Source organism: Nitrosospira multiformis, from assembly GCF_003050865.1.
GTDB lineage: Bacteria > Pseudomonadota > Gammaproteobacteria > Burkholderiales > Nitrosomonadaceae > Nitrosospira > Nitrosospira multiformis_E.
Genome location: NZ_QAOK01000014.1, coordinates 67280 through 83626, shown reverse-complemented (window position 1 = coordinate 83626; position 16347 = coordinate 67280). Strand labels below are relative to the sequence as shown.

General features: G+C 53.0%; 13 protein-coding genes, 1 tRNA gene and 2 pseudogenes. 9 read left to right on the top strand and 7 right to left on the bottom strand.

The annotated features are described in order from the left end of the window. The first annotated feature begins 361 nt into the window (after window positions 1-361). From C8R21_RS09020 to C8R21_RS09000, 5 genes are all read left to right on the top strand, one after another. A complete protein-coding gene (locus tag C8R21_RS09020) occupies window positions 362-2146 on the top strand; it encodes a glycoside hydrolase family 2 protein (RefSeq protein WP_219906633.1) in 1785 nt (594 codons plus the stop codon). Beyond that, the gene (gene galT, locus C8R21_RS09015) at window positions 2147-3229 is read left to right on the top strand and encodes a galactose-1-phosphate uridylyltransferase (RefSeq protein ID WP_107762381.1); all 1083 of its coding nucleotides are present in this window, start codon (window positions 2147-2149) and stop codon (window positions 3227-3229) included. It begins immediately after the preceding gene. Window positions 3230-3317: 88 nt separating this feature from the next. Further along, window positions 3318-4409: a galactokinase gene (gene galK, locus C8R21_RS09010; protein WP_107762380.1), complete on the top strand. Its 1092-nt coding sequence runs from the start codon at window positions 3318-3320 to the stop codon at window positions 4407-4409. Window positions 4410-4449: 40 nt separating this feature from the next. Next, complete coding sequence (locus tag C8R21_RS09005) at window positions 4450-5484, top strand: zinc-dependent alcohol dehydrogenase family protein (RefSeq protein ID WP_219906632.1); 1035 nt, start codon at window positions 4450-4452, stop codon at window positions 5482-5484. Window positions 5485-5731: 247 nt separating this feature from the next. After that, window positions 5732-5808, top strand: a tRNA-Arg gene (locus C8R21_RS09000). 63 nt (window positions 5809-5871) lie between these two features. Here C8R21_RS09000 and C8R21_RS08995 read toward each other — a convergent pair. Beyond that, window positions 5872-6381 carry a hypothetical protein gene (locus C8R21_RS08995; RefSeq protein ID WP_074973015.1) on the bottom strand — a complete coding sequence of 170 codons (510 nt, stop codon included), beginning with the start codon at window positions 6379-6381 and terminating at the stop codon, window positions 5872-5874. A gap of 291 nt (window positions 6382-6672) precedes the next feature. On the opposite strand from C8R21_RS08995, the gene C8R21_RS08990 reads away from it, so the two are divergent. Continuing rightward, a complete protein-coding gene (locus tag C8R21_RS08990) occupies window positions 6673-7866 on the top strand; it encodes a PEP-CTERM sorting domain-containing protein (RefSeq protein WP_146162465.1) in 1194 nt (397 codons plus the stop codon). Between the two features lie 135 nt (window positions 7867-8001). Here C8R21_RS08990 and C8R21_RS08985 read toward each other — a convergent pair whose 3' ends face one another. The 3 genes from C8R21_RS08985 to C8R21_RS08975 form a co-directional block, all read right to left on the bottom strand. Continuing rightward, window positions 8002-8811 carry a hypothetical protein gene (locus C8R21_RS08985; RefSeq protein WP_107762388.1) on the bottom strand — a complete coding sequence of 270 codons (810 nt, stop codon included), beginning with the start codon at window positions 8809-8811 and terminating at the stop codon, window positions 8002-8004. Window positions 8812-8963: 152 nt separating this feature from the next. Continuing rightward, window positions 8964-9560, bottom strand: coding sequence for an antA/AntB antirepressor family protein (locus C8R21_RS08980; RefSeq protein WP_107762378.1), 597 nt, complete (start codon window positions 9558-9560; stop codon window positions 8964-8966). Continuing rightward, window positions 9557-9862 carry a hypothetical protein gene (locus C8R21_RS08975; protein WP_107762377.1) on the bottom strand — a complete coding sequence of 102 codons (306 nt, stop codon included), beginning with the start codon at window positions 9860-9862 and terminating at the stop codon, window positions 9557-9559. Before C8R21_RS08975 ends, C8R21_RS08980 begins: the two co-directional genes overlap by 4 nt. A gap of 902 nt (window positions 9863-10764) precedes the next feature. On the opposite strand from C8R21_RS08975, the pseudogene C8R21_RS08970 reads away from it, so the two are divergent. The 3 genes and pseudogenes from C8R21_RS08970 to C8R21_RS08960 form a co-directional block, all read left to right on the top strand. Next, window positions 10765-10953, top strand: a pseudogene (locus tag C8R21_RS08970) (MBL fold metallo-hydrolase); the annotation flags it as partial. 191 nt (window positions 10954-11144) lie between these two features. Further along, on the top strand, window positions 11145-11834 hold the full coding sequence (locus tag C8R21_RS08965; protein ID WP_107762376.1) for a PEP-CTERM sorting domain-containing protein: 690 nt from the start codon (window positions 11145-11147) through the stop codon (window positions 11832-11834). A gap of 140 nt (window positions 11835-11974) precedes the next feature. Further along, window positions 11975-12064, top strand: a pseudogene (locus tag C8R21_RS08960) (IS5/IS1182 family transposase); the annotation flags it as partial. 835 nt (window positions 12065-12899) lie between these two features. On the opposite strand, the gene C8R21_RS08950 reads toward C8R21_RS08960, so the two are convergent. The 3 genes from C8R21_RS08950 to C8R21_RS08940 form a co-directional block, all read right to left on the bottom strand. Then, entirely contained in the window at window positions 12900-13283 is a 384-nt protein-coding gene (locus C8R21_RS08950; RefSeq protein WP_107762374.1) for a hypothetical protein, read from the bottom strand. 190 nt (window positions 13284-13473) lie between these two features. Further along, the gene (mnmC, locus tag C8R21_RS08945) at window positions 13474-15333 is read right to left on the bottom strand and encodes a bifunctional tRNA (5-methylaminomethyl-2-thiouridine)(34)-methyltransferase MnmD/FAD-dependent 5-carboxymethylaminomethyl-2-thiouridine(34) oxidoreductase MnmC (protein WP_258192327.1); all 1860 of its coding nucleotides are present in this window, start codon (window positions 15331-15333) and stop codon (window positions 13474-13476) included. 84 nt (window positions 15334-15417) lie between these two features. Next, window positions 15418-16167: a TerC family protein gene (locus tag C8R21_RS08940; protein ID WP_074973004.1), complete on the bottom strand. Its 750-nt coding sequence runs from the start codon at window positions 16165-16167 to the stop codon at window positions 15418-15420. Window positions 16168-16347: the final 180 nt, after the last annotated feature.

The following is a 16347-nucleotide window of genomic DNA, read 5'->3' as shown; positions in this document are numbered from 1 at the left end:
GGCCCAGACGTGAATGCCCTGGGCGCGCTTTACGCTTTGCACCACCAAGCCATCGATCCCTAGGATAGAATCGATTGGGGACATCGGTATTGCCTCCATTAAACGTCTTCTTCGTAAAAACAAGTCTAATGAATACCCTTGTCCCCCGTTAATGATGAAGAGCCAGCAGTCGCAGTCGACGGTGATCAATCGAGATTAAGAGTTAACCAACTCGGTTAACCGCCCGGTTGTCGATAGGACTGTTGCTATCTACTATATTTATCTAGTAGTCCCAATTTTATCCAATCAGATATCAGTCATACTTGAGTAGTCGCTCGTCGCAATGATGAGCAAGCATGCAGCGCTTTAGGAGGAGAATGCATTGAAGTTTGCTCACCCCCGACCGCAGATGCAGCGCTCCAACTGGACTCCACTCAATGGGGTCTGGCGCTTTCGCTACGATGATGCGCGTACTTTCACGCACCCCTCCCAGATCAAATCGTGGCCGATGGAAATCATCGTGCCGTTTCCGCCTGAATCCGAAGCGAGCGGAATCGGTGACCGGAGTTTTCATTCCCTATGCTGGTACGAGCGGGACTTTGATTTGGAGTCCTCTTCTTCCGATAGGGTGATCCTGCATTTCGGCGCTGTCGACTATTCCGCAAAGGTATGGGTCAACGATCGTTTTGCTGCCAGTCACGAAGGGGGGCATACGCCATTCTGGGGCGACATCACCCATCTGCTTGATCCGTCGGGAAAGCAGAAGGTGACGGTACAGGTGGAGGATGACCCGCACGAGTTGGCCAAGCCGCGTGGAAAACAGGATTGGCAACTCGAACCTCATGCCATCTGGTATCCCCGTACCACCGGTATCTGGCAGACGGTCTGGATCGAGCGGGTACCCAAAAATTACATTGAAAAGATTCGGTGGACGCCCCAGGTCGAGATATATGCGATAGGCTTCGAAGCGCGCGTAATAGGAGAAGAGGCCGACGAACTGGCAGTAGACGTATGTTTGCGCCATGGGGATGAGTTACTCGCGCATGACCGTTATCGGGTAGTCGAACGGGAGGTAGACCGCGTAATCATATTATCTGACCCTGGAATCGATGATTTTCGTAATGAGTTGCTGTGGAGCCCGGAACGTCCCACATTGATCGAGGCGGTGGTACGGCTTATGCGCGACGAGGAGGTGGTGGACGAGTTCGTCTCATACACCGCCATGCGTTCGGTCAACATCTTGCGTGATCGCTTTATGCTGAATGGACGCCCGTATACGCTGAGACTCGTGCTTGACCAAGGCTACTGGCCGGAGACACTGCTAGCCGCGCCGAGTGATGACGCGCTCCGCCGCGATGTGGAACTTGCAAAGGCGATGGGCTTCAACGGAGTGCGCAAGCATCAAAAGATAGAGGACCCGCGCTATCTCTATTGGGCGGATAAGCTTGGGCTGATGGTATGGGAAGAAATGCCTTCCGCATATCGTTTCACTCGCAGCGCCATCAAGAGGACGGTGCGGGAATGGACTGAGGCTATCGAGCGGGATTACAGTCATCCCTGCGTCATTGTATGGGTAACTTTCAATGAATCCTGGGGAGTACCCGAACTTACCGCGGTGGGTAAACAGCGGCACGCGGTCGAAGCGTTGTATCACTTGACGAAAACGCTAGATGCAACGCGGCCGGTAATCGGCAACGATGGGTGGGAAAGCAGCGCCACGGACATTATCGGCATTCACGATTATGACGCAAACATTGAGCACCTGCGTCAGCGTTATGGCGCGGAAATACGGCCTGAACAGCTGTTCGACCGGCGGCGTCCGGGTGGGCGGATTCTAACCCTTGATGGCTACCCGCACCGGGGCCAGCCGATCATGTTAAGCGAATTCGGCGGGATTGCTTTCGCCAAGTGCCCCCAACCCGGTGTCAAGCATACCTGGGGCTATACTGTCGCACACGATGAAGAGGAATTTACCCGTATGTATACTGAGTTGATGCATACGGTGATTCACACGGCTCTCTTCGCCGGCTTTTGTTATACCCAGTTTGCCGATACCTTTCAGGAAGCGAACGGGCTGCTGTGCGCGGACCGGACGCCCAAGATTCCCATTGAGCAGATTGCGCGCGTCACACGCGTCTCACCCACGCACATACCAGGGGGTGTTTAAGTGTATTCACTCGAGCTTACCAAGCCGGACGGGCGTCGGTTGACCCTGTATGCACGTGAGCCCGTTGATCCGGACATTGTTGCGCCCAGTCCTTTCGCTGAACCCCTGAATGCGCATCCTCACCTGAGGTGGCATCCGTTACGCGGAGAGTGGGTGACGTATGCAGCGTATCGACAGGGGCGAACGTTCCTGCCCCCCCCTGAATATAACCCGCTGGGTATAACAACTGATCCGGCTCATCCCACCGAGGTGCCCGCCGGAAACTGGGACGTGGCAGTCTTCGACAACCGCTTCCCGTCCCTGGGGCCGATAGGAGAGCCGCCCTCGCTTATCGTGCCAAGCGCGCCGGCTGTAGGGCATTGCGAGGTAGTGGTTTTCACGAAAGATGCCAAAGCTTCGCTTGCGGCCTTGCCGCTCGCTCACATCGAATTATTGATGGAAGTATGGGCAGACCGCACCGCTGTGATGGCGCGGCGGGGAGATATAGCTTACGTATTGCCATTTGAGAACCGGGGCGCGGAGGTTGGTGTAACCCTGCACCATCCCCATGGTCAAATCTACGCCTATCCCTTGGTGCCGCCTGTCCCCAGCCGCATGCAGCAGGAGGCGCAACGCTACTATGAAGCGAAAGGCAGGGGAGTGCTACAGGATCTCATCACCGCCGAGCGGAAGGCCAGTGTGCGCATGCTTTATGAGGGTGAACATGCCGTTGCCTTCGTACCGGTATGCGCGCGTTACCCATACGAGGTCTGGGTCGCGCCAGCGGAACCGGTCGAAAGCTTTATCCACCTCACGCCAGACCAGCGCTCAGACCTGGCGCGGGCATTGAAGACGGTTCTGCTCAAATATGAAGGCCTCTGGCAGAGGCCTTTTCCTTACCTGATGGCCTGGTACCAAGGGCCGACTGATGGAAAAATCCATCCTGAATCGCATTTACATGCCGAGTTCTATCCCCCCTATCGTACCCGTGATCGGCTCAAATATCTTGCGGGAACCGAAATCGCAGCGGGCTTCTTCGCCATGGACGCGCTGCCCGAGGAGAAGGCACGCGAACTTCAACAGGTGGAGGTGGCTGTCGAATGAATACGTCTCACCGTTCTAGCGTTACTCACTCCCAGATTCGATATCAGGTACGAAACTGGCAGCCGGGCGTGTTTTTTGCGGAGAAGGAGTGAGCAGCTTCGAGGCAATATTTGGAAATCCCCCTGAGGTCGAGGAGCGGGCGCCGGGTCGCGTCAATCTGCTGGGCGAACATACCGATTACAACGATGGTTATGTACTGCCGATTGCGATCGAGCAACAGACGAGTGTCAGCATGCGCCGCAGCAGCAGGACCCGGTATGCGTTGTATTCGGAAACGCTAGATGACATTGTTTACTTTACCCTCGGTAAATCTCCCGAGGAGCATTTCGCCACCTATGTATATGGATGCCTGCTCGAGGCTCAGGCAGCGGGGGTGGAAGTCCCGGTGCTCGACATCTACATTCAATCAAACGTGCCGATGGGAGCGGGCCTTTCCTCCAGCGCAGCACTGGAGGTGGCGGCACTGCGGGCCCTGCGGGCGCTGACTGGTTTTTCCCTGGATGATGTTCGAATCGCACAACTCGCTCAGCGCGCCGAAATCCAGTATGCGGGGGTACGTTGTGGCATCATGGATCAGATGGCATCGAGCCTTGCGGGAACAAAACAGGCTCTGTTGCTGGATACCCGCACGCTTGAGCGCAGGCTGGTTTCCTTGCCCCCGGCTTCGGCTGTGCTGGTGCTCGATTCAGGCGTTGCCCGCACACTTGCGACAAGCGGCTACAACCAACGGCGTGCTGAGTGTGAAGAGGCGGCGCGCCAACTTGGGGTAAGCACACTTCGTGACGTCCAGGAAGTGTCACTGGCTGATGCTTTGCCCGAGCCCCTGCGCAGGCGAGTGCGCCATATTGTAAGCGAGAATGCCCGCGTGCTGCGGGCGGCCGAATGCGATAACGCCGAAGAGTTCGGTATGCTGATGAACGCATCTCACCTCAGTTTGAGGGACGATTATGAGGTTTCGGTTCCACAACTTGATCAACTGGTAGCGCTGCTCCAGGCTCATCCTGATGTATATGGAGCGCGGTTGACAGGAGCGGGCTTTGGCGGCGCGTGCGTCGCGTTGTGCAAGCTGGGATTATTGCAGCAAATTTCCGAGGCGGTGCTGCGCGACTATTCGAGCATGGGGTTGAAGGGACGGGTCCTCGTGCCGCCCACACTTGGCGCAATAGAGCCGCATTCATAGTGGGCAGGTTCAGTATCTTGAGTTTTTTGCTTTTTTGAGAATGGCTGTACGAAACCAAAACGGCTTGATGCAGGCAATGGTGCTGGACGCGCCCGGAGAAAAGGTTCAGATGCGCGCCATCCCCCGCCCTCGGCCAGGGCCTAGTCAGTTGTTGATTGAGATTGCGGCCTGTGCAGTTTGTCGCACCGACTTGCACGTGGTGGATGGTGAACTGCCTCATCCGAAACTACCTATAATTCCGGGGCATGAAATCGTAGGACGTGTGATTGCATCGGGAGAGAATGTTCGGGATTTTGTGGTTGGGGAACGCATCGGTATTCCCTGGTTGGGCTGGACGTGCGGACATTGCCGCTATTGCCTCGGTGGGCAGGAAAATCTGTGCCCGAACGCCAAATTCACCGGTTATCAGATTGACGGCGGCTATGCGGAGTATACACTCGCGGACGCTCGTTATTGTTTTCGCATTCCGGACCGTTATAGCGACTCGGAAGCTGCCCCGCTACTATGCGCCGGATTGATCGGATATCGCGCACTCAAGATGACCGGCAATGCCGCGCGGGTAGGGATCTACGGCTTTGGCGCCGCGGCACACATTGCAGCTCAAATTTTGCATTATCAGGGACGCAAACTGTTCGCGTTTACACGACGGGATGATTTGGCAGCACAGGAGTTTGCGGGCAAGATGGGCGCGGCCTGGACGGGCAGTTCAGATACGATGCCTCCCGAAGAACTCGACGCGGCCATCATTTTTGCCCCGGTGGGCGCCCTTGTGCCCGCCGCTCTGCGCGCTATTTGTCCCGGCGGAATCGTCGTTTGCGGGGGAATTCATATGAGTGACATTCCCGCTTTTCCTTATGACATCCTCTGGCGGGAAAAACGCCTGGTCTCCGTTGCCAATCTTACCCGCCAGGACGCCGAGGAATTCTTAAGGCTGGCACCGCAAGTACCAATCCGCGTCACTATGGAATCCTTTCCACTCAGCGAGGCGAATACGGCTTTGACAAGATTGCGGGAAGGAAAATTGACGGGTGCTGCAGTGCTCATTCCGAAAAGAGTAGACGTTTCCCTCTCCTGAGGCAGAATAGAGTTCTGGCGTTATATTGTCCAACTTCCAACTGTGCTTGCTCCTCTCTTCCATGCATGGACGAAGGGCAGGGGAGAGAACTCATGCAACGGGAAATATCCTGATCATAGGCGCTCCGCCATATCGTTTTTGATTCTGCAATACAGTTTTCGGAAAAGTGCTTTGACTTGGAAGCACACCAGTCTGATATAATGACGCACGGACTGAATATGCCAGAGTAGGTACTAGTCATAACATAGCGCCCGTAGCTCAGTTGGATAGAGTACTTGGCTACGAACCAAGGGGTCGTGGGTTCGAATCCTGCCGGGCGCGCCAATATTCAAGGGGTTAGCGAAGTTCGCTAACCCCTTTTTTACTATTCGCAGCGTTGTTTACTATTCAATGGCTTAACCCGCTCTGGTTTGCGGCGATAAATTGCCTCGGTAGTGCGGGCGTCAGCGTGCGAAAGCAGGGCTCGTGCGTGCTCCAGGGCTCCGCATCGGAGGCGCACTTGGCCCTGAGATCGTGTTCGGTGAAACGCTCGGTCACCTTGGTCTCACGTAAAACACGATCCATGAAGCGTCCCCACATGCTATCCCAGCCGTGGCACAGGTCCGTCTCCTCGTCAATATAGCCTTCCCCTTTCCGGTTGCAAAACAGGTACGGTGAGAGCACTGGACGTGTCTGTTTCGCCATTTCCACCGTTGCCCGTAACTCCGGCGTCCACTCATAAATCGTTCGTTTCCCCGTTTTTGCCGCTGTCTTGTGGCGTTGGATATAGATACCGTCTTCTTTGAGGTTCGCGGATGTCAGCCGCAGCAGATCGCTTCTGGCCATACCAGTCATAAGCTTTAGCCGGATGTAGGCGTGGATAGCATGTACGCTGCCTTTCTTCTGGTGTGATTCCAACGCCAGGCATTCAACAATTTCCCAATCTTCAATGTACCTGGTGCGGGGCTTTTCACCCTGCAGTCGGACTTCGCCCTTAAATGGGTGTCGTGCGATATATCAGCGGCAACGATGAAGGGATACAGCGTAATCAGAAAGAAGCCATGCGCAAAAAGTGGTTGAAAAGAAAAGGGAACAGAGATTAGGATCGGACTCGTAACTCGGTTATCGTTTAAAGCAATTTGTTATAGCTAGTCTGAGAGGTGAATCCTTCAGCCCCTTAATCTTTTAATCCTTTCCTTGGAGCATACAATGATAATCAACCATTGCTTCAATTTCCGCAGCTTTATCTTTTTCACCGTCATAATTAGTGGCTTCGGCCATATTACTCATGTCTCCGCCCAAAAAGCCCCCCCTATCCTGACGGGACAACGCGCCTTCCTTGTCGATCTTAACAGCAGGACAGTAACCCACCTTGACAGCTTTGGCCCTTATCCTTCTATTGGTAACATCATTCCGGAGGACATCAGCCGTGCTGGTGAGGTGGTAGGCTCTTACTTTAACTCCAGTGGGAATCGGAGGGCCTTCATCACCAGCCCCGATGGTGCGAATATGAGAGACCTTGGCACCTTGGGCGGTGATTATGCCCTTGCCTATGGCATCAATGGGGCCGGTCAGGTAGTGGGATGGGCTTGGAAGGAAGGCTCTGGATACGCTTTCATTACCGGTCCCGATGGGATGGACATGACGGACCTTCGCACCCTAGCTAAAGACCCCTTTGGCTCTGCTGTTGGCATCTTTAGCTCTGCTTATGGCATCAATAGTGCAGGGCAGGTTGTGGGAGTTTTCCCTACTCCTGAAAACAAATTCCATGCCTTTATCACTGGTCCCAATGGAGAAGGCATGAGAGATCTTGGCACGTTAGGTGGGGCTGATGATAGGAGCGCGGCTTATGCTATCAATGATGCCGGGCAGGTGGTGGGACGGTCTGGGATGGATGAATACACTATCCATGCTTTCATCACCGACCTTGGTGGCATGGGGATTAGATATCTTGGCTCGTTAGGCGGGGGCAGGAGCGAAGGGCGCGATATTAACGATGCCGGGCAGGTTGTGGGATGGTCTAATACAGAAAATGGGGAGGATCATGCCTTCATCACCGGCCCTGATGGAGTGGGGATGAGAGACCTTGGCACTTTGGGTGGTAGAAGTAGCTACGCCGATAGTATCAATGATGCGGGGCAGGTGGTGGGATATTCTGACATAGTAGGAGGTGGTTCCCATGCTTTCATCACGGGCCCCGATGGGATGGGGATGATGGATCTCAATTTTGTGGTTGATTTGCCCGAAGGGTGGACTCTAACTAGCGCAATGGGCATTAATAACCATGGACAAGTCATTGCTGCAGGACTTATTCCCGAGCCCGAAACCTATGCCTTGATGCTTGCTGGCTTGGGCCTGATTGGGTTTGTGGCATGGCGCCAGAAATCAGGAAGCAGAGATTAGTGCCAATACGCTGCTGCTAATCTCCATCGCGCTCCCTTGTCAAACGGGACGAGTGCAGGGAGTGGGCAATAGGGATTCAGGAGATACGGGAAGGGTGGGAGATTGAGAGGAACGAATAGAAGCGGACAGTACGCGCTAGAAAACAGTTTTGATTATTTTCTTAACCCCATCTATTAAGTCTTTTACCTGCTGCTCTGTGGGTTCCGGTTTTCTACTATGGTCGCAGAGATTTCTAATATCCGCGAGATGTTGGATAAAACGCCACTGTGGTATATCTATCGCCTCCGCCGATTTCAGGATGTCATTGAAATCGGAAATACCAGGATTCTTTTTTGGTGGGGTTAACAATCTATCTGAGCAAATTTGAGAAAGATGACCTTCCAAAACCACTCCCGCCAATGCGCCCGCCGCACGAGTAAACTTATATTTTAGAAGGCTCTCAGCGGCTTCGAGCTCTGTATCGAAGAGATCTGCCTGTACAAGCTGTCGAATCTCAAAAAGTGAACTATCAAATCGAGCACTAGCTGCTTTTATAATCGCAATTTGCTGGTTGAAATGCGGTATGGCGGCCTCAAGCCCAACAACAGTTATTCCCTCCAACCGTCTAGTAATACTAATTCCTTGCAGATAATCCTCTATTCGATAACTTTCAACCGTAATCTCCCTCCGAGATTTAGGTTTTTCATAATGTCTCTTGAAATCCTCAAGCCGATCTGGAAGCAACTGGCGAAGAAGTGAAATCGATTTAGAATACCAAGTCTGGTATTCAGCCTTAAATGAGGGGAGATTTTTTATATATTCTTCGGTCTTCTCGCCCAAACTTTCCCTTACTACCGCTTCTAACTCAGTAGGAAGGCATTCATGTTGTATGGCCATTTGAAGAAGATGTCCATCATCAATCAGTTTGCTCAGGTCTTTTTTGAATCGCTCGATATTGGTTCGCATAAGTACGGGTAGGCGAGGTATTGGAAGTCTATTGTAGAGTTTGCCTATCACAAATGCCAAGTAATACGGCCGGAGAATCTCCGGCCGCTTCAGCTTTATCGCTTAATTAGGCCGCCTCAACTTCGCAACCGCGAGATCGTAATCCTCCCCGATCAGCTGGGCAAACGGCGCCCTCGCTCGCGTATCACATTCGAATACGTCTCCAGCAAGCTGGCCATTCCTTCGACATGCTCCAGGGCGTCCTGCCGAGTTTCCAGCGGTTTCCAATCTTCCGGATGCTGGCGACCGCTCAGGATCATTTTGTCCTTCAACATACGCTGTCGATATTCCTCATAGGCCGCGTGAGAGAGTGTCCAGGCCCGCCGGTTGATCGCGCTGCGTAGTGCCGATGGAAGATCGTCACTTGGCCGGGGTAAAGCCGGGACCGAGGGCTTGGCCAAGAGCTGCCGTTCGCACTCGATGAAGTATCGGCGTGCCTGCTTACCCTTCTCGTTGCGTTCGACCATGGAGAGTTCCTTGGCCATGTCGAGGGTGATTGTGTATTCAATGATCGGACGACCTTTTACTGGATTTTCAGTAAAAGTCACAAAGTCTTGATTTGGGATGAATCCGTATTGCTCGATTCGAGAACCTATCCAATCATTGAAGCGCGTCGCTACGTTTAAGAATTGATGCAACTCACGGGCATTAATTGTTTGGATTGATTTGCCCCCTATTGAGCGACTCTCAACTTTAATGAGTTCGTTCATTGCTCGCCCTCCTTCTCGCACACGAATTCTTCTGTTTCGGTTTCTTCGAGATCGTCTGGGGGAATGGGCAGAAGATATTTATCCTCGCAAAAATAACTATAACCGGCCTCGTAAGTCGGGTGCAGAACCTTCCATACATCAAACATCGCGAAGCCGCTAGGCCACTTTACCGTGGGGCGATACTCCGCAACTTCAACTATCTGGCTTGGGAATCTCTTATCAAGGCGGATGGCCAAGTCACCTTTCCTGCATTTCAAAACGGGGGAAACTTTTTGCGCGGACGCGCTTTTGGGTTTTTTCATGATGTTTTCTCTTCATAGGCGTTTTACCGCTCCACGAGTCCAAACGTGGTGGGCGGCACAAGACGGGTTGGACTACCGGGAAGAGCACCGGCGAGCCTTTCGGCTCCCCGCCAGGGCCGCCCATAGAGAGCTTACCCAGGCATGAAAAAAGCCGCACGGCATGACGCACTGCGGCTTATCGCCGCTCTTCCATTCGGGAGTCCAAGCCCGACCGCTGGGACCCCAGCGGCGAGCACAGAATAAGCCCGCTGCGTTTGCGTGTCAACTTTCTTCATTTATTCGATATAGGGTAAATGACATTGGGAAGGTGCTAAGACAGCGTTTTTGCTGTACTATTCCCGAGAACTGAATCTTTATAAATCAAAGACATAAGATGGACTGAAAGAAAATTCTATAGTACAAATCACGTCTTATAAGGTATTGATAATAAAAGTAAAAATATAGTATAAGCCAATAGGCGACGAACCAAGGGGTAGTGGGTTCGAATCCTGCCGGGCGCGCCAATTCAAGTAGGACAATCAATCGCCCATGTGTTATCGCACTAGGCGATTTTTCTTTTCAAGATTGCCAGGGCGGGAATGTTGCATGAATCACTTTCGCACGCTCTTTAGCCGCATCTATCAACTCGCCGATCTTGGAGCGCGGAGCAGCGCGTCGTAATATTCCCTTTCTCGTGCTCCAGGGACTCTGCAGCTGAGGGCTACTCCTGTTCCCAGAACCACAGGGATCGTTTGTATAGGATGCGGTATCCCATCATCCACTGAAACCGGTGAGCAGTCGGCGAAGGGAACTGTTTTGCAAAGAAAAACAAAGCACTCGAATAGAAACAGCAGCAGTTCGAGGTACGCGTTGCCCTTTATCTAGAAGTCAATATCATAGAGGGTTACCAGCGTTTTTCCATCGGGGACATTGAGGTAAAGCCTTACCCGGTCCCGCATGATGCACAGGAGCCTGCGCAATTCGTGTTTGGAAACGGTTCGCTGCGACTGGGCGTATTGACTGATACAGGTTGCTCGACTCCCCATATCGAAGCGGTCCTGAGTGACTGTGACGCTCTCGTGCTGGAATGCAACCATGATGCCGCCATCCTTTCCTGAGAGTTAATCGCATACCTCCGTCAGCACCTTGATCACCTTCCGGCTCTGGTTTGATAGAGCTGAGACGCACGTCTGGTCCCCTGTACCAAAGTCCAGGATGTACTTAAGTCCAATAGCGATATGGGGTGCCTTAGGTAAGATGGCGTCCGATTCTATTGTTTTCTTTTCAATGTTCAGGGGGGAGTGTGAATAAATTTCTTCACAGCACAATTGTATCCGGAATTTTTGCGGCGGCTGTATCGGCTAGTCAGGCAGCACCAATTTATATGACTGCCGATTTCTCCGGCGGGATTCTCGCCACGGGCGGATTGGCTAACAGCCTGGGCTTGCAGCAAACCAGTACATGCAGCGGCTGTGCCGCCGGCAGCGTTAGCGGCAACGTGTTATTCGATCAAAGTCTTATACCCGGGAGCGGTACTGGCACCGTGCCCATTGCACTCGCAGCAGTTGCCGGCGCATCAAACAGTACTATCTTCGGTATGGAATTTGGGAGTACCCCACTGGAGTTTGAATTTGGAGACGCGGGTATTTTAGGAGGGCCGTCCATACAGTTCGAGAACGGGGTATTCAGCGGGTTTTTGTTCGTGAAAGATTTTGTGGTCAACGAAAAAACTTACGAACTCAACATGCAGGGTGCGAGCTGGACCATGAATTGGTTAAAAAACAGTTCCTCTTCGCAGCTTGTTGCATCCGGGTATCTGAACGTGGGTAACCAGGGGCTGACGAATCAGACATATTTTGATCCTACACCAGCTCAATTGCCCGCCGGCACAGTTCCGGAGCCTACCGTCCTCGCGCTTATCATGATCGGTGCTTTGAGTATTTTTATGGCTCGGCGCGCAAACGGATATATTGTGTGCGCGGAGCCAGTTTAATACGCTTTTTATGAAAGTAGAGGGCGTCCTTTCCACACTTCACTCCTGATCTGGCAGGGGTGCGTTGCGTTTATGGCCGCGTTACTTGTGCTTTGAAACGCCGTCCCGAGGACCGAAACCTGATGAAGTATTTGATGAGAGAGGCGCTTCAGGAAGTTCTGATTGATGAGCCGGATTACGAGTGGCTGATGATCGATCCCCATTGCAAGGTTCACCCGCATGCCACTGGAGGGTGAGCGGGTTCGAATTCTTCTTCATGCGAGTCTCCTTCTTGACTCGCTCAGCCTCTCATATTCTCGATCTCGTGACTACATGGCGAAAGAATTCGCTTGAGTAACTTGTGCGTTACGTGCTCAATTATTGCTGAAGAGGATGTGCCAATTAAAAATAGATAGCAAGACCCCTTAACACAATAACAATGATAAGAGGAATGGAAAACCCTTCGTACGCCACCGTACGGAACAGATTCTGGAATGGATTATTATTCAAGCAGGCAATTTTGCTGAAATAAGACGGGGTGCAATATGAAACAGAAATATGCTTCCACTTTGACACATGCTGCGCTGGCATTGATCACCGGCATAATGTTCGGCTCAGTTGCCGTTGCTCAAGCCCAAGGTGACTCTGACCAGAACAAATCAAAAGCAGGACAATCCTCCTCTGGCAAGGCAGGTTCAGCGACCAAGCAAAAGGGCCAAGGTAGTACAACCTCTGACGAGGATAGCTACGTTTACGGGAAAGACCAAGCAAGCGACTATTGGCGCTCTCAAGGCTACACCAGGGGCCAGGGGTCCAAGTCAACCGGCCGCGCAACGGGTATGGGGTCCAGTTCCTCTCAAGGATCAAGCACTTCAGGTCAGAGCTCGGGGTCGGGAGGCTATTAATCCCTCTTCGTTAAGGGCAAGTCCGGTTTACTGGTCGGAAATCTCCATGCGGCCAGCATTACCACGGCGATACGAGTTCACTGCTCCTATTTTTGGATGTAAAGGAGCGTCATCATCTATCTGATTGATGATATTGAAGAGCGGATCGAGGAATCGCTTGCCACACAAATCCGCTCTTTGATCAGGCAGATTCCCTCCTGACGAGGGAAAGATTGATGTCGGCTGTCAGGCCGCCGAGAAAACGCTGAAATTGACCGTCTGCTTTCAATACGGCACGGACGTCGATTATGAGACGTAACTGGCCGCTTTTCAGCCTCAGGAGCTTCAGGTAGTTAGGGAAGTCGGGATGAGCAGGCACGGCCACACCGTGACCCGGATCTGCAGGATAACCGAGCCAATCGGGTACCAGGCCGGATTGACGCAGAGCTTCCTCCGATTCTTCGAATATGTAGGTACTAATGCCGATGGCAGCGCTCGTCCAGCAGCTGATCGGTATGGGTGACTGTGTTGTCTGAGGATTGGGCTTCGGGCCTCTTAGCGGCTCGGGCTTGGGTTTTGCGTTCATAAGACTCCTCTGTAAGAGCGTTCCTGCCAGCGTTCTAAACTTGCTCTCTCTGCCAACGGATAGAACAGCCCCGGATCGGTTTCCTGTCCAGAGCAAACTACGTCAAGAGCGATGTAAAGGGAATCATCCGAGAGAGATGCACGTATTCTACTGGTTTTCAGCTACGTTGCCCATTGGACTCTAGTACACCCTATTCCTTGACTGAAACCGGAGCAGCGGGAGAAATCCTCCGGGCAGGCGAGAGCGCATTGACAACAGACAATGGCAACGGCAGCAATTGCCCGCACGCGATTGCCGCAACCGATTCGGCCGAAAGTCCCGCAGTAATCAACCCACGCGTTCCATGACCGAGGCTGGTATACAGTCCGGGCAAAAGTTCGCCGACGAGCGGCATGGCGCCTGGAACAGACCCTCTGATAGAGGTGCGCCCATCCAGTTGCTCAAGCTGCCTGGTATCTTGAGTTACATCGTCACTCAGCCTGTGGAGCACGGGAGAAATTTCGCGCAGCCTGGATAAGTTTTCGGCATGCTCCGATACATTCAAGTTAATCGATGTATCGTTGAAACGATGGGTTGCTCCCACCACATGCCGTCCTGCAACAGCAGGGGCGAGATAGCCGCTGCCGCATACGATGGTGCGGAGATTCTGGCTTGCGGGTGTTGCAGGAATCAAGGTAAGCTGCCCCCGTACCGGGGTTAGCGGCAGGTTTGCCAACGCTGGAAGCGATTTCACCTGGTACCCAGTGCAAACAACAACTATCTCGGCCTCCAGAGACCACGCTTGCTTCCTCCGATCTTCTGCCTGCACACGCCAGCCGTGACTTGTTGGGGTAAGTGATTTTACTGTGCGACCGGTATAGAGGGTGATAGCCTGACTGCCAAGCAATGCTGCACAAAGTTGAGGCGGAGCAAGCCAGCCGCTACCGGGGAACCAGAGGCCGCCGTATGAAAGCTCAATTCCCGCTAGGGCCGATGCTTCAACCGCATCTACTGGTCGGAATACATGCGACGGCCAGTCGAGGGCCGCAAGCTTCTCGATCCGTCTTGCTTCTTCGGCGGAGAAGGACAACTGCAGCTCCCCGCATTCACTTCGCATGACATCATCAACGGGTAGTTTTTCGTCAAGCAAGGCGAGCGCATGTCCGTAGGATGCCAGCACAAAGCGGTGCAGGACATTCATTCCTGCACTCAGGCGGGCATGCAGTATGCCAATTGGATTGCCTGATGCGCCCGCGCCAAGGGTCTGTGATTCCAGAAGTTCAACTACAAGTCCACGGTTGGTCAGCGCCGAGGCAGCGGTACATCCCGCTACTCCCCCTCCGATAACGATCGCGGTGGAGGGAGCAGGTCGAACGGGAGGTGCGCCAGGAAGCTCGCCTTGCAGCATTTCACGCTTACGGCCAAAGCCAGATATTTTTCTGACCTGAAACCCTGCTTGCTCCAAACCGCGACGCACAACACCGGCACAGGTATAGGTCGCAAAGGTTGCCCCTGCTCGCGACGCGCACGTAATCCAGTGGAAAATCTGCTGTGTCCACATTTCTGGATTTCGCCCGGGTGAAAAGCCGTCAAGAAACCACGCATCGATGCCATGCGTTTCAGGCAGCGCCTTGGTTACGTCATCTATTACCAGCGTGAGACGTACTCTTCCCCCGGCAAAACTCCATCGATTCCATCCGGGTACCCGTCGCCGCCAGCGCAGCATGAGTTCATCGGCGTATGGGCGCAGTTCGGGCCAAAGCGCGAGCGCTGCGCTCAGTTCTTCTTCATCGAACGGATATTTTTCAACACTGAAGAAATCAAGGCTGGTCCGAAGGGGTGCAACTTTATCGAATAGCTGCCAGGCGCACAGAAAGCTCAGTCCTGTGCCGAATCCCGTTTCTCCAATGGAAAGGGCGCTGCCCTTCGGCAACAAGGTGAAACGCTCAGCCAGCCGATTGCCTTGCAGGAAGACGTACTGTTTTTCTTCGAGTCCCGAGTCTCTTGAGAAATAGACGTCACCGAAGCGGGCGGAATATGGCTGGCCGTTTTGCCAGTCAAGCATGCGCATGAAGATTCAGCTGGTATGCTGGCGGAAGGCCAAGGCCAAGGCCAAGGCCAAGGCCAAGGCCAAGGCCAAGGCCAAGTCCTGCCCTCAATCGACGTTGTCTATGTGCCGGTGCAACCTGACCGGCTCCACCGTTTTCTTGCGTAGTCGAAGGTTGAGAAATTCCACAGTGACCGAGAATGCCATAGCAAAGTAGATGTAGCCTTTCGGAACATGGACGTCGAAACCCTCGACGATGAGGGTAACGCCGACCAGTATCAGGAAGGAAAGGGCAAGGATTTTGATTGTTGGATGCTTCTCTACAAAATCTCCTATTGGTTTGGCTGCCAGTAGCATGACCAGAACTGCGAGAATAATGGCAATAGCCATCAATGTAATGTGGTCGACCAGGCCAACAGCCGTTATGACGGAATCCAGCGAGAACACAATATCGAGGATGGCAATCTGTAGCAGGACCATGCCTACGCTCGTGACGGAGATGTTCTTGCTGCTATTGTCCGTACCTTCCAAACTGTTATGTATTTCATGGGTTGCCTTGAACAGGAGAAATAGTCCTCCCCCGATCAGGACGACATCGCGCCCTGAAATGGAATTGCCGAAAATTGCAAACCAGGGTTTGGTCAAGCTCATTACCCAGGAGATCGAGAACAATAGCGCAAGCCGGCTCAGCATCGCGAGACCAAGGCCCATCCTTCTGGCAAAATTTCGCTGGGCTTCGGGAAGACGTCCTACCAGTATTGAGATGAAGATAATGTTGTCGATACCCAGAACGATTTCCAACGTCGTCAACGTCACCAATGCAACCCATGCTTCCGGGCTTGTCAGCCACTCAAACATTCATACTCCTCATTCTCGATTCCCCGGCACAGATTTTTTATTTGAACGCATTTGTCTTCCCGTGATTTCACTGTTTGGCCCGTCTTTGATACTGATACAGCGAATGGACGGGTTACCCGAGTGCTGCGAGTTGCAACTCGGAAATGGAAATCGCGCCGGAATCGAAATCACACCAATCGG